At 71.2% G+C, this 17,170-nt stretch carries 17 protein-coding genes; 7 read left to right on the forward strand and 10 right to left on the reverse strand.

Annotation, left to right across the window (positions count from 1 at the left end; genetic code table 11):
• Window positions 1-42: 42 nt before the first annotated feature.
• The 4 genes from ACZ4WQ_RS38235 to ACZ4WQ_RS38250 form a co-directional block, all read right to left on the reverse strand.
• Window positions 43-681, reverse strand: coding sequence for an MBL fold metallo-hydrolase (locus tag ACZ4WQ_RS38235; protein ID WP_398374807.1), 639 nt, complete (start codon window positions 679-681; stop codon window positions 43-45).
• Complete coding sequence (locus tag ACZ4WQ_RS38240; protein WP_398374805.1) at window positions 681-1,766, reverse strand: S-(hydroxymethyl)mycothiol dehydrogenase; 1,086 nt, start codon at window positions 1,764-1,766, stop codon at window positions 681-683. The genes ACZ4WQ_RS38235 and ACZ4WQ_RS38240 overlap by 1 nt, the downstream gene beginning before the upstream one ends.
• Window positions 1,767-1,902: 136 nt before the next feature.
• Entirely contained in the window at window positions 1,903-3,516 is a 1,614-nt protein-coding gene (locus tag ACZ4WQ_RS38245; protein WP_358846089.1) for a M4 family metallopeptidase, read from the reverse strand.
• A 288-nt stretch (window positions 3,517-3,804) separates the two neighbouring features.
• The gene (locus ACZ4WQ_RS38250; protein WP_398374803.1) at window positions 3,805-4,716 is read right to left on the reverse strand and encodes a helix-turn-helix transcriptional regulator; all 912 of its coding nucleotides are present in this window, start codon (window positions 4,714-4,716) and stop codon (window positions 3,805-3,807) included.
• Between the two features lie 150 nt (window positions 4,717-4,866).
• On the opposite strand from ACZ4WQ_RS38250, the gene ACZ4WQ_RS38255 reads away from it, so the two are divergent.
• The 3 genes from ACZ4WQ_RS38255 (at window position 4,867) to ACZ4WQ_RS38265 (ending at window position 6,820) form a co-directional block, all read left to right on the forward strand.
• Window positions 4,867-5,643, forward strand: coding sequence for an SDR family oxidoreductase (locus ACZ4WQ_RS38255; RefSeq protein ID WP_311724489.1), 777 nt, complete (start codon window positions 4,867-4,869; stop codon window positions 5,641-5,643).
• 128 nt (window positions 5,644-5,771) lie between these two features.
• A complete protein-coding gene (locus ACZ4WQ_RS38260; protein WP_398374801.1) occupies window positions 5,772-6,626 on the forward strand; it encodes a helix-turn-helix domain-containing protein in 855 nt (284 codons plus the stop codon).
• The gene (locus tag ACZ4WQ_RS38265) at window positions 6,605-6,820 is read left to right on the forward strand and encodes a DUF397 domain-containing protein (protein ID WP_385346986.1); all 216 of its coding nucleotides are present in this window, start codon (window positions 6,605-6,607) and stop codon (window positions 6,818-6,820) included. Before ACZ4WQ_RS38260 ends, ACZ4WQ_RS38265 begins: the two co-directional genes overlap by 22 nt.
• Before the next feature lie 66 nt (window positions 6,821-6,886).
• Here ACZ4WQ_RS38265 and ACZ4WQ_RS38270 read toward each other — a convergent pair whose 3' ends face one another.
• Window positions 6,887-7,462 (reverse strand): TerD family protein, encoded by a 576-nt coding sequence (locus ACZ4WQ_RS38270; protein ID WP_311724486.1) that lies wholly within the window; start codon window positions 7,460-7,462, stop codon window positions 6,887-6,889.
• A gap of 177 nt (window positions 7,463-7,639) precedes the next feature.
• On the opposite strand from ACZ4WQ_RS38270, the gene arfB reads away from it, so the two are divergent.
• Window positions 7,640-8,077 (forward strand): alternative ribosome rescue aminoacyl-tRNA hydrolase ArfB, encoded by a 438-nt coding sequence (gene arfB, locus ACZ4WQ_RS38275; RefSeq protein ID WP_398374905.1) that lies wholly within the window; start codon window positions 7,640-7,642, stop codon window positions 8,075-8,077.
• Window positions 8,078-8,165: 88 nt separating this feature from the next.
• Here the strand turns inward: arfB and ACZ4WQ_RS38280 are convergent, their stop codons facing one another.
• Window positions 8,166-8,525, reverse strand: a complete 360-nt coding sequence (locus ACZ4WQ_RS38280) for an arsenate reductase family protein (RefSeq protein WP_398374798.1) — start codon at window positions 8,523-8,525, stop codon at window positions 8,166-8,168.
• An 11-nt stretch (window positions 8,526-8,536) separates the two neighbouring features.
• The gene (locus tag ACZ4WQ_RS38285) at window positions 8,537-9,037 is read right to left on the reverse strand and encodes a flavin reductase family protein (protein ID WP_311724483.1); all 501 of its coding nucleotides are present in this window, start codon (window positions 9,035-9,037) and stop codon (window positions 8,537-8,539) included.
• Between the two features lie 404 nt (window positions 9,038-9,441).
• On the opposite strand from ACZ4WQ_RS38285, the gene cdgB reads away from it, so the two are divergent.
• Window positions 9,442-11,127, forward strand: coding sequence for a diguanylate cyclase CdgB (gene cdgB, locus ACZ4WQ_RS38290; protein WP_398374796.1), 1,686 nt, complete (start codon window positions 9,442-9,444; stop codon window positions 11,125-11,127).
• Window positions 11,128-11,325: 198 nt separating this feature from the next.
• Window positions 11,326-12,288, forward strand: a complete 963-nt coding sequence (locus ACZ4WQ_RS38295) for a CBM35 domain-containing protein (RefSeq protein WP_398374794.1) — start codon at window positions 11,326-11,328, stop codon at window positions 12,286-12,288.
• 20 nt (window positions 12,289-12,308) lie between these two features.
• Here the strand turns inward: ACZ4WQ_RS38295 and ACZ4WQ_RS38300 are convergent, their stop codons facing one another.
• From ACZ4WQ_RS38300 to ACZ4WQ_RS38310, 3 genes are all read right to left on the reverse strand, one after another.
• Window positions 12,309-13,238, reverse strand: coding sequence for a 1-phosphofructokinase family hexose kinase (locus ACZ4WQ_RS38300; RefSeq protein ID WP_358846100.1), 930 nt, complete (start codon window positions 13,236-13,238; stop codon window positions 12,309-12,311).
• 204 nt (window positions 13,239-13,442) lie between these two features.
• Window positions 13,443-14,648 (reverse strand): N-acetylglucosamine-6-phosphate deacetylase, encoded by a 1,206-nt coding sequence (nagA, locus tag ACZ4WQ_RS38305; RefSeq protein WP_311724479.1) that lies wholly within the window; start codon window positions 14,646-14,648, stop codon window positions 13,443-13,445.
• The gene (locus ACZ4WQ_RS38310; protein WP_358846102.1) at window positions 14,648-15,580 is read right to left on the reverse strand and encodes an ROK family protein; all 933 of its coding nucleotides are present in this window, start codon (window positions 15,578-15,580) and stop codon (window positions 14,648-14,650) included. Before ACZ4WQ_RS38310 ends, nagA begins: the two co-directional genes overlap by 1 nt.
• Before the next feature lie 212 nt (window positions 15,581-15,792).
• On the opposite strand from ACZ4WQ_RS38310, the gene ACZ4WQ_RS38315 reads away from it, so the two are divergent.
• Window positions 15,793-17,073, forward strand: a complete 1,281-nt coding sequence (locus ACZ4WQ_RS38315; RefSeq protein ID WP_361194228.1) for an extracellular solute-binding protein — start codon at window positions 15,793-15,795, stop codon at window positions 17,071-17,073.
• Window positions 17,074-17,170: the final 97 nt, after the last annotated feature.

Raw genomic sequence — 17,170 nt, forward strand, 5'->3', positions numbered from 1 at the left:
CGTCCTGCCGGGGCGGGACGGCACCGCACGCGAGCACATGGCTCAGTGGCCGCGGGCGATCCACTCCTCCAGGTGCGGAGCCTCGTCGCCGATGGTGGTCGGGTCGCCGTGGCCCGTGCGGACGACGGTCTCCGGCGGCAGCGACAGCAGCCGCTCCCGGATCGACTCGATGATCGTCGGGAAGGACGAGTACGAGCGGCCGGTCGCCCCGGGGCCGCCCTGGAAGAGCGTGTCACCGGAGAAGACGGTGGTCAGCGTGGGGGCGTGGAGGCAGACCGCGCCGGGGGAGTGGCCGGGGGTGTGCAGCACCCGCAGCTCGGTGCCGGCCACGGTGAGGACGTCGCCGTCGGCGAGCGCCCCGTCCGGCTTGCGGTCCGGGTGGCGCATGCGCCACAGCACCTCGTCGTCCGGGTGCAGCAGGATCGGCGCGCCCGTGCGGTCGGCGACGTCCGGGGCCGCGTCGATGTGGTCGTCGTGGCCGTGGGTGCACAGGATGCCGAGCAGCCGCCGGTCCCCGACCGCCTCGATGATCGCGTCCGCGTCATGGGCGGCGTCGATGACGTACACCTCGCTGTCGTCGCCGACCAGCCAGACGTTGTTGTCCACCTCCCAGGTGGAGCCGTCCAGGGAGAAGGTGCCGGAGGTGACCAGCCGGTCGACGCGTACGGGCGGTGGCGTCATCAGAGCGTCACCACCGAGCGCAGCACCTCGCCGCGCTGCATCTTCGCGAACGCCTCCTCGACATCGTCGAGCCCGATCGTCTCGCTGACGAACGCGTCGAGGTCGAGCCGCCCCTGGAGATACAGGTCGATCAGCATCGGGAAGTCGCGGGAGGGCAGACAGTCCCCGTACCAGGAGGACTTGAGCGCGCCGCCGCGTCCGAAGACGTCCAGCAGCGGCAGCTCCAGCTTCATCTCCGGGGTGGGAACCCCGACCAGTACCACGGTGCCGGCCAGGTCACGGGCGTAGAAGGCCTGCCGGTAGGTCTCGGGGCGGCCGACCGCGTCGATCACGACATCGGCGCCGTGGCCGCCGGTCAGCTCCCGGATGGCCTCGACGGCATCGGCCGTCTTGCCGTTGACCGTGTGGGTGGCGCCCAGCCCGCGCGCCTGCTCCAGCTTCCGGTCGTCCACGTCCACCGCGATGATCTTCGAAGCCCCGGCCAGCAGGGACCCGGCGATCGCCGCGCCGCCGACGCCGCCGCAGCCGATGACGGCGACCGAGTCGCCGCGCCCCACCCCGCCGGTGTTGATGGCCGCGCCGAGGCCGGCCATCACGCCGCAGCCCAGCAGGCCCGCCGCCGCGGCCGATGCGGCCGGGTCGACCTTGGTGCACTGCCCGGCGGCGACGAGGGTCTTCTCGGCGAAGGCGCCGATGCCCAGGGCCGGGGAGAGCGGGGTGCCGTCGGTGAGCGTCATGGGCTGGTTGGCGTTGTGGGTGTTGAAGCAGTACCAGGGGCGGCCGCGGCGACAAGCCCGGCACTGGCCGCACACCGCACGCCAGTTCAGGATCACGAAGTCACCGGGGGCCACGTCCGTGACGCCCTCCCCGACGGACTCCACGACGCCCGCCGCCTCGTGGCCGAGCAGGAACGGGAACTCGTCGTTGATGCCGCCCTCCCGGTAGTGCAGGTCGGTGTGGCATACACCGCAGGCCCGTACCTGCACCACCGCCTCGCCGGGACCGGGGTCCGGAACCACGATCGTCTCGATCCTGACCTGCTCGCCTTTGCCCGGGGCGATGACACCGCGTACGTGTTGAGTCATGGCAGCAGCGTAAGCGCCATCAGCGGTGCGGACGGAGACGGGCCGCACCGGGGTGCGGTGCGGCCCGTCGCCGCTTCGGCGCTCTTGGCGCGCGCCTACTTCGGGTGCTTCAGGCGTTTCTGGTGTTTCAGGTGCTTCAGTTCACGCTGATCCCGGTCCAGGCGGCCGCGACGGCCTTGTACTCGGCGCTGTTCGCCCCGTACAGGTCGGTCGCCGCGCTGAGCGTGGCGGTGCGGGCCTGTGCGTACTTGGAGGTGGAGGTCAGGTACGTGGTCAGCGCCTTGTACCAGATCTTGGTGGCCTTGTCCCGGCCGATGCCGGTGAGCGTGGCCCCGTTGGACGTCGGGCTGTTGTAGCTGACGCCGTTGATGGTCTTCGCGCCGCTGCCCTCGGACAGCAGGTAGAAGAAGTGGTTGGCGGGCCCGGAGGAGTAGTGGACGTCGATGTTGCCGAGCGTCGAGGACCAGTAGTCCCGGGACGCCCCGTCCTTGCTGGGCTTGTCCATGTAGCGCAGCGGGGTGCCGTCGCCGTTGATGTTGATCTTCTCGCCGATGAGGTAGTCACCGACGTCGGAGGCGTTGGCGGAGTAGAACTCCACGGCGGTGGCCATGATGTCGGAGGTGGCCTCGTTGAGGCCGCCGGACTCGCCGCTGTAGTTGAGCTTGGCGGTGGCCGCGGTCACGCCGTGGCTCATCTCGTGGCCGGCCACGTCCATCGAGGTGAGCGCGTTGTTGTTGCCGGAGCCGTCGCCGTAGGTCATGCAGAAGCAGGAGTCCTGCCAGAAGGCGTTGACATAGCTGTTGCCGTAGTGGGTCCGGGAGTACGAGCCGACGCCGTCGTTCTTGATGCCGTTGCGGCCCAGCACCTCCTTGTAGAAGTCCCAGGTCTCGGCGGCACCGTAGTGTGCGTCGACGCCGGCGGTCTGGCGGCCGCCGCCCCACACGTCGTCGGCGTCGGTGAACAGGGTGCCGGTGCCCGACGTGCCCTGGTTCAGGTCATACGTCTTGTGGTTGCCGCGCGTGCTGTCGGTGAGGCTGTAGGTGCTGCCGCTCTTGGTGGTGCCGAGCGTGACCGTGCCGCTGTACTTGCTGGTGCCGGAGCCGGTCTTGACGGCCTCGTCGGTGAACAGCTTCTCGCCGGTGGCGGCGTCGGTGATGACGTGCAGCTCGCTCGGGGTGCCGTCCTTCTGCATGCCGGTGACGACGGTCTCCCAGGCCAGGACCGGCTTCCCGGTCGCCGCCCAGATGACCTTGCGCGGCGACTTGCCGGCCTTGTCGTCGGTGGGCGCCGCCTTGAGGGCGGACTTCTTGGCGTCGGCGGACGGTACCTCCGCGGCCGTGCTCGCCACGGATATCCGGGCCGAGGTCGCCTTGGTCACGCTGCGCGCGCCGCTCGTCTTCTCGTGGACGACGAGGTCGCCGCCGAGGACGGGCAGGCCGTCGTAGGTGCGCTCGTACCGGGTGTGGACGGTGCCGTCCGCGTCCTTGATGACGTCCCGGACGACCAGCTTCTCCTTGGCCCCGAGCCCGAGGTACTCGGCCTGGGCGGAGGCGTCGGCCTGCGCGGCCTGGATCGCGGAGGCGCGCTCCTGGGCGGAGAGCGGCAGCGCCGTCGCGCCGGCCTCACGGCTCAGCTCGGCCTGGGCGTTGGCCGGGCCGGACTGCATGCCGATCACGACCATCGCGGCGGAGGCGACGAGGGCGGCCGCGCGGACGGACTTCTTGCGGGTGGCGGAAGCTATGGATCTCACTCGGTCTCCTAGCCTTGGGGCCGCTGGGTCGCGGCCCTGTGTAGGGGGTGCGGGCAGCCGTGGGTGGGCCGCCCGGTGGTGCGAGGAGTGGTGCGTGAGTGGTGCTTGCTTCGGTGGTGCCGACACCTGGCGCGCGGTCAGCTGACGCCGACTGAAGCTGACGTGCATCTGACATGCGCGGTGACCGAGCAGAGATTGTCATCGAACGATCGGTTCGGACAGGTCTGAAACAAGAATTTGACTTTGCGTTGTCTCTGGCGGAAGCGATTCCGGTCAGGTTTTCGCCACTTACCCGCGCCTGGAAGATGAGGGCTTGTCAGTTTTCGTGCGGTCGTCCATGTCCCCCCGACCGGACCCGCCCTGACCGGCCGACCAGCTCGCGAGCACCGCCAGCTTCTCCGCGGCGGCCGAACCCGGAACCGCCGCGTAAGTGACCAGGAGTTGGTCAGGATCGCCAGGGAGCGCCAGCGTTTCGTACGACAGTTCCAGATCGCCCACGACCGGATGGCGCAGCCGCTTGAGCCCGTGTGTCTTCTCCTTGACCGGGTGATCGGCCCAGAGCCGGCGGAATGTCTCGTTCTTCATCGCCAGCTCGCCGATCAACGATGCCATCAGGGGATCGTCCGGGTGCCGACCCGCGTCGAGCCGCAGATAGCCCACCGTCTCCGCGGCCACGGTGGGCCACTCCGCGTAGAGCTCGCGGGCCGCCGGGTCCAGAAAGGTGTGCCGGGCCGCGTTGCGCTCCCCCTCGGGCATCGCGGAGAACCCCGACACCGCGTCCGCGAGGGCGTTCCAGGCCAGGACGTCCATGCGCCGGCCGAGAAGGAACGCGGGCGTGCCGGTCATGGTCTCCAACAGCGTGTGCACGCCCGTACGCACCCGCTGACCGCCCGCCCGGCGCCCCGCCGCGCCCCGGCCCGGGCCCCGCCGCGGCCGGGCCAGATCCCGCAGATGGGTGTGTTCCGCCTCGTTCAGCCGCAGCACCCGCGCCACCGCGTCGAGCACCGCGTCGGACACATTCGTCCCGCGCCCCTGCTCCAGCCGGACGTAGTAGTCCACGCTGACCCCGGCCAGCTGGGCCACCTCCTCCCGGCGCAGCCCCGGCACCCGGCGCCGCCCATGGGAGATCAGCCCCACGTCGTCAGGGCGTATACGGGCGCGCCGTGAGCGGAGGAAGTCACCGAGAGCGTCATCAGCCATGCCTCGAGAGTAGGTCAGACCCCTTCCGCCAACCTGGTACTGGCAGACCCAGGAAAAGCGTCACCCTGGGTACGGCGGCGCGGCGGCCGCAACCTTGAGGACGTGCCGGACGGCACGACACCACCGCACGACACCTCAGGAGCATCCGAGATGAACCACGCAGACTCGCGCCAGAACGACCTCGCCGGGCGCACCGCCGTCATCACCGGGGCCGCCAGCGGCATGGGCGCGGCGACCGCCCGGCTGCTCGCCGCCCGGGGCGCCCGGGTGGCGCTGTGGGCGCGGCGCGCCGACCGGCTGGACGGACTGGCCAAGGAGATCGCCGCCGAGGGCGGCCAGGCCCTCGCGGTCCCGGTCGACGTGACCGACGAGGCCGCGGTCGCCGCCGGCGCCGCCCGGGTGCACGACGCCTTCGGCCCGGTGGACCTGGTGATCAACGGCGCCGGGGTGATGCTGCCCAACCCGATCGACGCCGGCCGGACCGACGAGTGGACCCGCATGGTGGACACCAATCTCACCGGCGCGCTGCGCGTCGTGGGCGCCTTCACCCAGGACCTGCTCGCCGCGGCGGCGGACGGCAGGCCGGCCGACCTCGTCAACATCTCCTCCATCGGGGCACATGTGCCGTTCCCCACGTATGCGGTGTACTCGGCGACGAAGGCCGCGCTCACCCAGCTGTCGGCGTCGCTGCGCACCGAATTCGGCCCGCGGAATGTGCGCGTCACCAACATCGAGCCGGGGCTGACCGAGAGCGAGCTGGCCGACCATGTCGACAACGCGACGGCGACCGGCCAGCTGGACGACATGTTCGCCGCGCTCGGGGGGCTCTCCTCCGAGGACATCGCCGACCTGATCGCGTACGTCACCAGCCGCCCGGCCCATGTGAACCTGCGCCAGGTGATCGTCCTGCCGACGCGGCAGGCGTGAGCAGGGCTGTGCTGCCGCCGGGGTAGTTACCTGTTGTGACAGTGGAATTGCTGCGGGTGTCCTAAATTGGATGGCGCAAGTGGCCCCTTGCGCCATCAAGGGGCGGAAACGGGACAAGGGGTGGGCACATGCCGTTCCAGCCGCGCGAACTCCAGCCGGATCGATCCGCTCGTGATCTGCTCGGCTTCGAGATCCGGCGCTATCGGGAGAAGGCGGGCATGTCACTCCGGCGGCTCGCGGAGGTGTTGAACTACAGCAAGTCGCACCTCGCACGGATCGAGGGAGGGGAGTCCCTGCCGGAGGATGACCAACTGCCGTCGAAGCTCGACACCTGCTTCGGCACGGAGGGGCTCTTCATCAGGCTGTACGGGTTGGCGAGAAAGGAGCCGTTCCCCGGCAAGTACCGCCGTGTGATGGAGATCGAGAGCCGGGCGCTGGCCATTGAGTCGTACGTGAGCGCCACCGTGCACGGCCTGCTCCAGACCCCGGAGTTCGCGGACCGGTGGCTACGGTGCGGGCACCCGGACGCCCCGGACGGGGAAATCGCGTCGCTGGTCAAGGCGAGGCTCGACCGACAGACGCGCCTGAGCGCGTCCAGGCCGCCGCGCTGTTGGTTCGTTCTCGACGAGACGGTGCTGCGGCGCCGGGTCGGGACCCCTGAAGTGATGCACCACCAGATGGCAAGGCTGCTCGAGCGCGCGGCTCAGCCGAACATCACTGTCCAGATCCTGCCCTTCGCCGCAGGCGGCGAGCACCCCGATCTGGGTGGTTCGCTGACGCTCTTCACGCCGCCAGACCACGCGCAGGTGGCCTATGTAGAAGGCAGCCGATTCGGGACGATCATCGAGGACCGGGACGGGGTGGTAGAGCGCCAGCAGTCCTACGATCTGTTCAGGGCCATGGCCCTCTCGCCTTATGACTCCGAGGCGATGATCCGAGCGGCGATGGAGGACTGGAAGGCATGTCGACCACCCCTGACCTGAGCACCGCTGTCTGGCGCAAGAGCAGCTACAGCAATGCTGACGGCGGCGAATGCGTCGAGGTGGCCGACGGCCACCCCGGCATAGTCCCCGTACGTGACTCCAAGCACCCCCACGGCCCCGCCCTGATCTTCCCCGCCCCCGCGTGGTCCACCTTCGTGGCGGAGCTCAAAGGCGACGGCATCGCCATGCGCTGACCCCCGAAACGACCGAGGGCCGCCCCTCTGGCAGGGCGGCCCTCAGCGTCTTGCGCGCTACGTCCGTCAGACGTTGACGCCGAAGTCCTTGGCGATGCCCGCCAGGCCCGCGGCGTAGCCCTGGCCGACCGCGCGGAACTTCCACTCCGCGCCGTTGCGGTAGAGCTCGCCGAAGACCATCGCGGTCTCGGTCGCCGCGTCCTCGCTCAGGTCGTAGCGGGCGATCTCGGCGCCGCCGGCCTGGTTGATGATGCGGATGAACGCGTTCCGAACCTGGCCGAAGTTCTGGCTGCGGGACTCGGCGTCGTAGATGGAGACCGGGAAGACGATCTTCTCGACGTCGGCGGGGAGGCCCGCCAGGTTGACGTTGATCTGCTCGTCGTCGCCCTCGCCCTGGCCGGTGACGTTGTCACCGGTGTGGACGATGGACTGGTCCGGGGTGGACTTGTTGTTGAAGAAGATGAAGTGCTGGTCCGAGTAGACCTTGCCGCTCGGGTTCACGGCGATGGCGCTCGCGTCCAGGTCGAAGTCGGTACCGGTGGTGGTGCGGACGTCCCAGCCGAGACCCACCGTGACGGCGGTCAGGCCCGGTGCCTCCTTGGTGAGCGAGACGTTGCCGCCCTTGGACAGGCTTACAGCCATGGGGAGTCCCTTTCGTGGTCGAGTCCTCGGTGCTTCGTACTCCGGACGAAGCTACCGTCACCCTCCTCAACGCGGTCCGCCACCCACCGGTTCCAGCTTCCTTTACCTTCTTTGCCAATCTTTAGCGCCGGGCGGTCCGGACAAAAGCAGGTGACGAGCCCGCGGCGGCGCGGGATCATGGGGGACATGTCCGGGCCCTATGTCATCCGTGGCTCGGTCTCCCTGCCGGAGGCCGAGCTCATGTGGCGTTTCTCGCGGTCGTCCGGGCCGGGCGGGCAGCACGTCAACACCAGCGACAGCCAAGTGGAGCTGCGCTTCGACCTGGCCGCGACCGAGGCGCTTCCGCCGGTGTGGAAGCAGCGCGCGCTGGAGCGGCTGGCGGGGCGGCTGGTCGGCGGGGTGGTGACCGTGCGGGCCTCCGAGCACCGCTCGCAGTGGCGCAACCGCGAGACGGCGGCGGTCCGGCTCACGTCGCTGCTGGCCGAGGCGACCGCGCCGCCGCCCAAGCCGCGCCGTCCGACCCGTATCCCACGCGGTATCAACGAGCGGCGGCTGCGGGAGAAGAAGCAGCGCGGCGACACCAAGCGGGGGCGGTCCGGGCGGGACTGGGGCTAGGTGCGGGCTCGGGGCCTGAGTTGTGGTGAGTATCGGACAGCGACACGCCGACACCACGGCGTGTCGCTGTCCGATACTCACCACAAAATCACTGGCGCAGGACGGAGCGGACCGCGTCCGGGGTGCGGCCGACCACCGTCGTGCCGTCGTCGGCCGTGATGATCGGTCGCTGGATCAGGATCGGATGGGCGGCCAGCGCCTCGGTCCACCGGGCGCGGGCGGACTCCTCGCGCGGCCAGTCGGCCAGGCCCAGTTCGGCCGCCACGGACTCGCCGGTGCGGGTGATGTCCCAGGGCTCCAGGCCGAGGCGGCGCAGCACGTCCTCGATCTCCTGGGCGGTCGGCGGCGCCTCCAGATAGCGGCGCACCGTGTACTGGGCGCCCTCGGCGTCCAGCAGGGTCAGCGCGGAGCGGCACTTGGAGCAGGCCGGATTGATCCAGATTTCCATGGCGGAGGACGTTACCCCAGCGTGCGGTAGCGGCTCCGGAAGTACATCAGCGGGCCGCCGTCCGCGCTCGGGGTGCCCGCCGAGAGCACTCGGCCGATCACGAGCGTGTGGTCGCCAGCCGTCACCCGCTGCTCGGTGCGGCTCTCCATGACCGCCAGCGCGCCGCCGACGAGGGGTGCGCCCGAGGCCTCGCCGCGTGAGTAGGGGATGTCTTCGAACAGCAGCCTGTCGCTGATGCGCCCCTTCATGGCGAAGCGTCCCGCTATATGGCGCTGGCTTTCCGACAGGACCGATACCGCCCAGAGGGGCTGTCGGGCCAGTAGGTCGTCCATCCGCGAGCCGTTGCGAACGCTCACCATGACGAGCGGCGGGTCAAGTGACACCGACATAAACGCGGTGGCCGTCATGCCGACGTCCTCGCCGCGCGGCCCGTCCTCCGGGTCGTGGGCGGTCACCAGCACCACGCCCGCGGACAGCCGGGACAGGGCGGCGCGGAACTCGTCCTCGCTCACCCCACCAGCATGGGGGATGGCGGGCTGCGCGGGCGCGGAAGACGATGAGTGCGGCACGTATTGAACGCTAACGTCGGCCCGGCCGGTCCCGCATCGGACCCCGGGACCAGGCCGGTCCTAGGTCGCGGGCCGTATGTGCCGTACGCCCCGGGTGGCAGCCGGCCGCCTTCGGATGACTGGCGAGGGGCGTTTCAGGATTTGCAATCACAAAAATAAGGAGCGCTCCCACGCTTGTCTCCAAGGCTTGAACACTGTCTGTGACATGACTCACACCAGGCAGTAATTGTTGACCCTGTGTACCGAGTGAACAGCTCGCTGTGATTCAGTGGCCATGGCATTCGGACGACGAGAAGGACGACAAGAAGCCAGGAGTTGCTGTCGAGGTCTCGGGGGAGTAGCGATCGATGGAGACCGAGTCGGAGCCGTACATCCGCCTTGCGACCCTGCGGCTGTTGCACCAGGTGGTCGCCGATCTGAACACCGCCCGCAGCCTCGCCGACACCGTGCAGACCGTCGCCGACGGGGTGATCGCCGGGCTCGGTTTCGAGCTCTCGGCCGTCCATCTGGTCCGCCCGGACGGTGACCTGGTCGTCGCGGCCGTCGGCGGCAGCGCCGGGGCCGAGGCCCTGATGGCCGGCCGGGTCGGCTCGCGCGTCGCATGGGACCGCCGGCTGTCCATGGGGGACCGCTGGGGCGATCTGCGCTTCATCCCGTACAGCGAGGGGTGGGTGCTCGACGACGACGACGTTCAGGAGTGGCACACCCCCGGGCCCGCGCCCCGCTTCCCCGACGAGTGGCACCCCATGGACCGCCTGTTCGCCCCGATGTACACGGCGGGCGGCTCCGGCGGCGAGCTGATCGGCGTCATCTCCGTCGACAAGCCGCGCAGCGGCCGGCGCCCCGGCGCCTGGGGGCGCGAGGCCCTCCAGATGTACGCCTTCCACGCCGCCACCGCGATCGGCAACGCCCGCCTGCGCGCCAATATGCAGCGCGCGCTGCTGCGCCTGGAGCGTGAGCAACAGGCCCTGCGCGCCAGCGAGGAGAGCTTCCGGCAGGCCTTCGAGTACGCGCCCAGCGGCATGGCCATCGCCGAGATGGGCGGCGACCAGCAGGGGCGGCTGCTGCGCGCCAACGACGCGCTGTGCCGGCTGCTGGGCCGGCCGGCCTCCGCCCTGCGCCGCTACTCCTTCTCCGACCTCGTCCACCGCGAAGACATCGGCACCCTCGTGCGCACCTCCGCCGAGGGCGGCCGCTCCGAGCTGCGGCTGGCCCGCCGGGACGGCAGCTATGTCTGGGTGAGCCTGCGCAACTCCGTGGTCGCGGACGCGGCCGACGGCCCGCGCTTTCTGCTCACCCACGTCGAGGACATCGAGGAGCGCAAGACCCATGAGCTACAGCTCGCCCACCGCGCCAGCCACGACTCGCTGACCGGCCTGCCCAACAGCGCCGAACTGCGCGCCCGCCTCGGCAGCAGGCTGTGCGGCAGCCCGCCGGGGCCGGGGGAGTACGGGTCGGGGTACGGGTCCGCGGGCGACGCCGCGGAGGCGGGCGGGTTCTCCCGCGGCTACGACGAGTTCGACGGGCCGGGGCTGTTCGACGGGCCGGGCGGGCCGGGCTTCGGCGGCGGCATTCCGTACGAGCCGCATGTGCACACCATCGCGCCGCGGGGGGACGGCGACGTCGACGACGGCCACAAGGGGCTGGCCGTTCTCTTCTGCGACCTGGACGGCTTCAAGTCGATCAACGACCGGTTCGGCCACCATGCCGGCGACGCCGTCCTCATCGAGGTCGCCCGCCGGCTGGCCGCCGGGGTGCGGGAGGGGGATACCGTGGCCCGTCTCGGCGGCGACGAGTTCGTGGTCCTCGCGGACGGCCTCGGCCGGGCCGACGCCAAGGACCTGGCCGGCCGGCTGCGCAACGCCATCACCCCGCCGATCCGGGTCGACGGCCGGGCCGTCCGGGTCGGGGCCAGCTTCGGTATCGGCTGGGCCGGTTGCGGAATGACCGCCGAGGAAGTGCTCCGCTCGGCCGACCAGCGGATGTATATCGAGAAGCGGTCCCGTAGCAAGGAGCGCCGCCGCGCGGGATGAGCGCTCTGGAACCGGGGTTGTGTTCGTCGCGGTAGGCTGCCCCGATGCGGCACTGCCGCCGACGGTGAATCGATCATGAATATTGGCCATCCGGACAGTGCATGCCCTGTTGCGGCCTTCCCGGCCCTGATATGAGCTGTCATGGCGCGTACGCACCTGAGCGCCGTTGGCCATATGCACAGGGGAGTGACGAGAGGGATGACGGCCGGTAACAACGGCTCGGACGCGCCGGAGAACGACGACCCGTTCGCCTATCTGTACCGCTCGGAAGGCGGGCAGGGCGGAGAGTCCGGCTCCGCCTCCCGGGCCGGCGGCTACGGCTACCCGGGCCCGGCCGCCCCGCAGCAGCCAGGGGTCCCCCGCACCTCGTACAACCACGTCCGCGCGGTCGGCGAGCGCACCTACGGGCAGCAGAACCAGCAGGGGCAGCAGGGGCAGCAGGGGCAGCAGATCCCGAATCAGCAGGCCCACTACGCCGCCCCCGAGACCCTTCCCGGCGGAGGCGGCTCCCGCCGGGCCGCCCCCTCGCGCGGCGCCGGCGGCCGCGGCCCCAACAACAAGGGGCTGCTCATCGGCGCGATCGCCGTCGTCGCCGTGGTCGTGGTCGGCATCGGCATCGCGATGATCACGAACAACGGCGACGACAAGGACGACAAGGCCGGCCCGACCAACTCGCCCACGGCGTCCGCGAGTGCCGAGCCCAGCGAGACCCCCGGGGCCTCCAAGGATCCGTCCGAGTTGCCCAGCGAGGACGCGTGGGGCTTGCGTCTGGAGGGCGGCGCGGGCCCCGCGACGGACATCCCCGGCGCCAAGGGTGAGGGCGGTAAGTACGTCGGCGGGCTGAACACCCCCGGCGCGTCCGTGACCTGGAACGTGGACGTCGCCAAGGCGGGCCCGTACCGGGTGTACGCGAGGTACGGCGTGCCCGGCGAGAACCAGTCGCTCTCGCTCACCGTCAACGGGGAGCGGTCGACCCGGCCGATCAATATGGAGAACTTCATCCCGGACGCGAAGAAGGGCGACTGGGAGAAGAGCTGGACGAGCACCTGGTCCCTCGTCAACCTCAAGGAGGGCGCCAACACCGTCAAGGTGTCCTGTGAGGCCGGTGACAAGTGCGAGGTCATCCTCGACCAGCTGTGGCTCACGGGTAAGGACGGCTGACGGCCGTCGGCTGAGGGCGGTCAGGCCGCCGGGTCCTCGGTGACCTCGATCCGCCCCAGCAGCTCCTCGTAGGTGCCGCGGTCGAACTCGCCCGCCGCCGGGGCCCGTACGGCCGCCGCCGACAGGGCCACCGCGCGCGCCAGCCGATCCGGCCACGGGGCCCCCTCGACCAGGCCGGACAGCAGCCCGGCCACCGCGGAGTCCCCCGCCCCCGTCGGGTTGCCCGCGAGGCGGCGCGGCGGGGCGGCCCGCCAGGTGCCCTCGGCGGTGACCGCGAGCATGCCGTCCGCGCCGAGCGAGGCGGCCACCGCGTGCGCCCCACGCCGCCGGGCGTCCCGCGCGGCGCGCAGCGGCTCGGTGGAGCCGGTGAGCCCGGCGAGTTCGTGGGCGTTGGGCTTGACGATGTCGGGGCGCGCGGCGACGCCGCGGCGCAGGGGCTCGCCGCTGGTGTCCAGCAGTGTGGGCACGCCCGCCGCGCGCGCCTCCCGGATGAGCCGCGCGTACGTCCCCACGGGGACGCCGGGCGGCAGGCTGCCGCACAGCGCCACCGCCGACGCCTCGCGCAGCAGCTCGGCGTACGCGCCCAGGAAGGCGGCCCACTCGGGGGTGGTGACGATCGGGCCCGGCTCGTTGAGCTGGGTGGTGTCGCCGGAGTCGGCGTCGACGACGCCGACGGTGCGGCGCGTCGTCCCGGCGATCGGCACCAGGGCGTCCGTCACGGCGCCGCCGAGCTCGGCGAGCCGCTCCCGCAGGACGGTCCCCGTCACGCCTCCGGCGAAGCCGGTGACGACGGCGCGGTGGCCGAGGGCGGCCAGCACCCGGGCGACATTGAGGCCCTTGCCGCCGGGCCGTTCGGTGACCTCGGTGACGCGGTGGGTGGTGTGGGCGCGCAGGCGCGGCACCTGATAGGTGATGTCCAGGGCGGTGTTGAGCGTGACCGTCAGGATCACCCTGGCATCCCCTTCGTCCGTCCCCGCCCGGCCCGAATCCCCGGCGTTGCGGCACACGCACGCGCGAACATCCGTGCGCCCGTGTGTGCCGCCACATGTGTGCCTGTGCGAGCCGCGTGTGTGCGGCTGTGAAGGATCATGCCAAAACGGCGGCGGCGGGCCCAGTCCCCCGGGGAGACCGGCCCGCCCGACCGGGGTGTCGAATCAGCCCACTTCGGGATCGACCACCCATGCGCCATGGCGCATCACGCCCACCACCGCGAAGTCCTCGCCGAGCACCACGAGATCGGCGTCCTTGCCCGCCTCGAGCGAGCCCACCCGGTCGTCCAGGCCGAGGACCTTCGCGGGGGTGGCGGACAGCGCCCGTACGGCCTCGGGCACGCTCAGCCCGTCCAGGGTCACGGCCCGCGCGAAGGCGCGGTCCAGGGTCAGGGTCGAGCCCGCGATGGAACCGGCCGTCGGGCCGGTGCTGATCCGCGCGACCCCGTCGGTGACCTCGACCTCCATCGGGCCCAGCGGATAGATCCCGTCGCTCATGCCGGCCGCGCCCATCGCGTCCGTGATGAAGGCGACCCGGCCGGCGCCCGCGCGGTGGAAGGCGAGCCGCAGCGCGGCGGGGTGCAGATGCGTGCCGTCGTTGATCAGCTCGACGGTGACCCGCTCGTCCTCCAGCAGCGCGGCGACCGGCCCCGGCTCGCGGTGCAGCAGCGGCGGCATCGCGTTGAACAGGTGGGTCGCCACGGTCGCGCCCGCCTCGACGGCCTCGAGCGCGGCGTCGTACGCGGCGTCGGTGTGGCCGACGGCCGCGATGACGCCGCTGTCGGCCAGCAGCCGTACGGAGTCCAGGCCGCCGGGCAGTTCGGGCGCCAGGGTCACCATCTTCGCGGTGCCGCGGGCGGCGTCGACGAGCTTGCGCACATCCGCCGGGTCCGGGTGGCGCAGCAGCGACGGCTGGTGGGCGCCGCAGCGGTGCGGGGAGATGAACGGGCCCTCGAAGTGGACGCCGGCCAGCTCGCCCTGTTCGACCAGCTCGGACAGCGCCGCGGCCTGCCGGGCGAGGTCGTCGAGGTCGCCGGTGACGGTGGAGGCGAGCAGAGTGGTGGTGCCGTGGCGGCGGTGCGTATGAGCGACGGTGAGGGCTTCCTCGGCGGTGCCGGACGAGAAGGACGCGCCGCCGCCGCCGTGCACGTGCATATCGACGAAGCCGGGGACGATCCAGTGGCCGGTCAGGTCGAGCGCCGGGCCGTCAGGGGCCCCCTCGCCACCCGCCGTCGGTGCGCTGCCCGCGCCCGCCTCGACGATGTGCCGCCCTTCGACCGTCACCCGCCCGTTCTCGACCACCCCGGTCGGCAGCACCACTCGGGCGCCCCTGAGAACCGTTCGAGCCGTTCGAGCCGTTCGTCCGACCATCAGGCGCTTACCTCCGTGGAGAGAAGATCCCAGGCGAGCAGACCCGCGCCCAGGCATCCGGCGGTGTCCCCGAGGGCCGCCGGGACGATAGAGGGCAGCTTCTGGAACGTGATCCGCTCCTCGACCGCCGTGCGCAGCGGCGCGAACAGGGTCTCGCCGGCCTCGGCGAGCCCCCCGCCGATGATCAGTATTCCGGGGTCCAGCAGGGTGACCCCGGTGACCAGGCCGTCGGCGAGCGCGCCCACGGCCTCGTGCCATACCTCCACGGCCCGCGGGTCGCCGGACTCGACGGCCTTGGCGCAGTCCGCGGCGTCCGCCTCGGGGTCACCGCTCGCCCGCGCCCAGGCGCGGCCCACCGCGGAGGCGGAGGCGAGCGTCTCCAGACAGCCCGACTGCCCGCATCCGCACGCCGGGCCGCCCGGCCGTACGACGATGTGGCCGATCTCGCCCGAGGAGCCGTTGGCGCCGGGGTCGACGCGTCCGCCGATGCCGATGGCGCCCGCGATGCCGGTGCCCAGCGACACGAACAGAAAGCGGCCGGCCCCTTCGCCCGCTCCTATCCGCCCCTCGGCGAGCCCGCCCATCCGTACGTCGTGGGCGAGCGCGACCGGCGTCCCGGCGAGCCGTTCGGCCAGCAGGGCACGCAGCGGCACATCGCGCCAGCCGAGGTTGGCGGCGAAGACGGCGATGCCGCGGGCCTCGTCGAGGACCCCGGGCACGCCGACCCCGGCCGCTGCGGCCGGCCCGCCGTACCGCTGCTCGCCGATCGCGCGCAGCTCGGCGGCGAAGTCGAGGATCCCGGCGACGACGGCCTCCGGGCCGCGCTCCCGGCCCGTGGGCCGCCTGGCCTCATGGAGGAGCGTGCCGTCCGCCCCCACGAGGGCGGCCTTCATACCGGTGCCGCCCACATCGAGGGCGATGACGTGTCTCACGGGAACAGTTTCGCGCGATCCCCGGCGAGAGGTCTAGTCCACTCGCCGTTCAGGCGGTGCTCTAGGCTCCGATTGTCTGCGCAAAGGTGAAGTTCGATACCTAAGCGATATCCGTATGGTGTAGACCCTGTGGAGGAATGCGGGGCAGACTCGCTCGACCCTCCTGGGGACCGGCCAGGAGGGCGGTCAAACCACGAGGGTGGGGAAGAGCAGTGCAGCGTCGGCGATTCATGGGTCTGACGGCGGCGGGTGCCGCGGCGGCGGCGATATCGCCCGCGCTGACGGCGTGCGGAACCGGAAGCGGCGGCTCTGGCGAAGTCACCCTGAAGGTGGTGGCGGCCGACTACGGCGACAGCTCGGCCAACAGCTCGCAGAAGTACTGGGACAAGCTGGCCCGGGCGTTCGAGGCCAAGCACAAGGACATCAAGGTCGATGTCACGATCCTGAGCTGGACCGAGATCGACAAGCGCCTCGGCGAGATGGTCAAGAAGGGCGAGGCCCCGGACATCGCGCAGATCGGCGCGTACGCCGACTTCGCCGCCGAGGGCAAGCTCTACCGCGCCGACCAGATGCTCTCCATACCCACCCAGGCCGGGTTCATCGACTCCATCGCGCGGGCGGGCGAGGTCAAGCGGGTGGCGTACGGGCTGCCCTTCGTCTCGAGCGCCCGGCTCTTCTTCTACAACAAGGGGCTGTTCGACCAGGCCGGCATCACCTCGGTCCCGGAGACCTGGGCCGAGCTGAAGGAAGCCGCCGTCCAGCTCAAGGCGATCGGAGTGAAGATCCCCTACGGGCTGCCGCTCGGCCCCGAGGAGGGACAGGGCGAGGCCCTGATGTGGCTGCTCGGCGGCGGTGGCGGCTACAGCGACTCCAACGGCAGCTACACCATCGACTCGACCCAGAACATCAAGACCCTCGAGTGGCTGCGCGACGAGCTGGTCGGCAAGGGCCTCACCGGCCCCGACGCCCCGGCCCGCACCAACCGCCAGGACATCTTCGACGCCTTCACGCGCGGCGAGGTCGGCATGCTCAACGGCCACCCGACCCTGATGCAGCAGGCGGACGGCCACGGCATCAAGTACGGCACCGCGCCGCTGCCCGGCCGCGACGGGAAGTCCACCTCCACCCTCGGCGTCGCCGACTGGATCATGGCCTTCAAGCAGAACGGCAACCGTAGACAGGCGGGGCTCTTCCTGGACTTCCTGTACGACCGGAAGAACGTGCTCGACTTCACCACCCAGTACGACCTGCTGCCGGTGACCACCAAGGCCTCCGAGGAGATGCGCAAGGAGACCCAGTACAAGCGGCTGTGGAAGTTCCTCGACGAGCTGGGGACGGCGCAGTTCTACCCGGTGGACAAGACCTCCTGGGCGACGGTCAACCAGAACCTGAAGAACAAGATCGGCGCGGCGGTGGCCAAGGGCGGCGACCCGGCGGGCGTGCTCAGCGAGGTCCAGCGCGAGGCCGACGCGATGGAGAGCGCGGCGAGCTAGCGATGGAGCACGGCGGGCAGGACGCGCAGGGGGACGGGCGCGGCGAGAGCGAGTACGGGGACGAGCGTACGGATGAGCGTAGGGAGGGGCGTACGGA

This window comes from Streptomyces sp. NPDC028305 (assembly GCF_055569495.1).

Bases quoted from the DNA above. Each gene is read 5' to 3' on its own strand.
- ACZ4WQ_RS38250 (WP_398374803.1), bottom strand. From the start codon at position 4,716: ATGGCTGATGACGCTCTCGGTGACTTCCTCCGCTCACGGCGCGCCCGT.
- nagA (WP_311724479.1), bottom strand. From the start codon at position 14,648: ATGGTCGGACGAACGGCTCGAACGGCTCGAACGGTTCTCAGGGGCGCC.
- ACZ4WQ_RS38255 (WP_311724489.1), top strand. From the start codon at position 4,867: ATGAACCACGCAGACTCGCGCCAGAACGACCTCGCCGGGCGCACCGCC.
- ACZ4WQ_RS38235 (WP_398374807.1), bottom strand. From the start codon at position 681: ATGACGCCACCGCCCGTACGCGTCGACCGGCTGGTCACCTCCGGCACC.
- ACZ4WQ_RS38265 (WP_385346986.1), top strand. From the start codon at position 6,605: ATGTCGACCACCCCTGACCTGAGCACCGCTGTCTGGCGCAAGAGCAGC.
- ACZ4WQ_RS38270 (WP_311724486.1), bottom strand. From the start codon at position 7,462: ATGGCTGTAAGCCTGTCCAAGGGCGGCAACGTCTCGCTCACCAAGGAG.
- ACZ4WQ_RS38240 (WP_398374805.1), bottom strand. From the start codon at position 1,766: ATGACTCAACACGTACGCGGTGTCATCGCCCCGGGCAAAGGCGAGCAG.
- arfB (WP_398374905.1), top strand. From the start codon at position 7,640: ATGGGGGACATGTCCGGGCCCTATGTCATCCGTGGCTCGGTCTCCCTG.
- ACZ4WQ_RS38295 (WP_398374794.1), top strand. From the start codon at position 11,326: ATGACGGCCGGTAACAACGGCTCGGACGCGCCGGAGAACGACGACCCG.
- cdgB (WP_398374796.1), top strand. From the start codon at position 9,442: ATGGAGACCGAGTCGGAGCCGTACATCCGCCTTGCGACCCTGCGGCTG.
- ACZ4WQ_RS38260 (WP_398374801.1), top strand. From the start codon at position 5,772: ATGCCGTTCCAGCCGCGCGAACTCCAGCCGGATCGATCCGCTCGTGAT.
- ACZ4WQ_RS38280 (WP_398374798.1), bottom strand. From the start codon at position 8,525: ATGGAAATCTGGATCAATCCGGCCTGCTCCAAGTGCCGCTCCGCGCTG.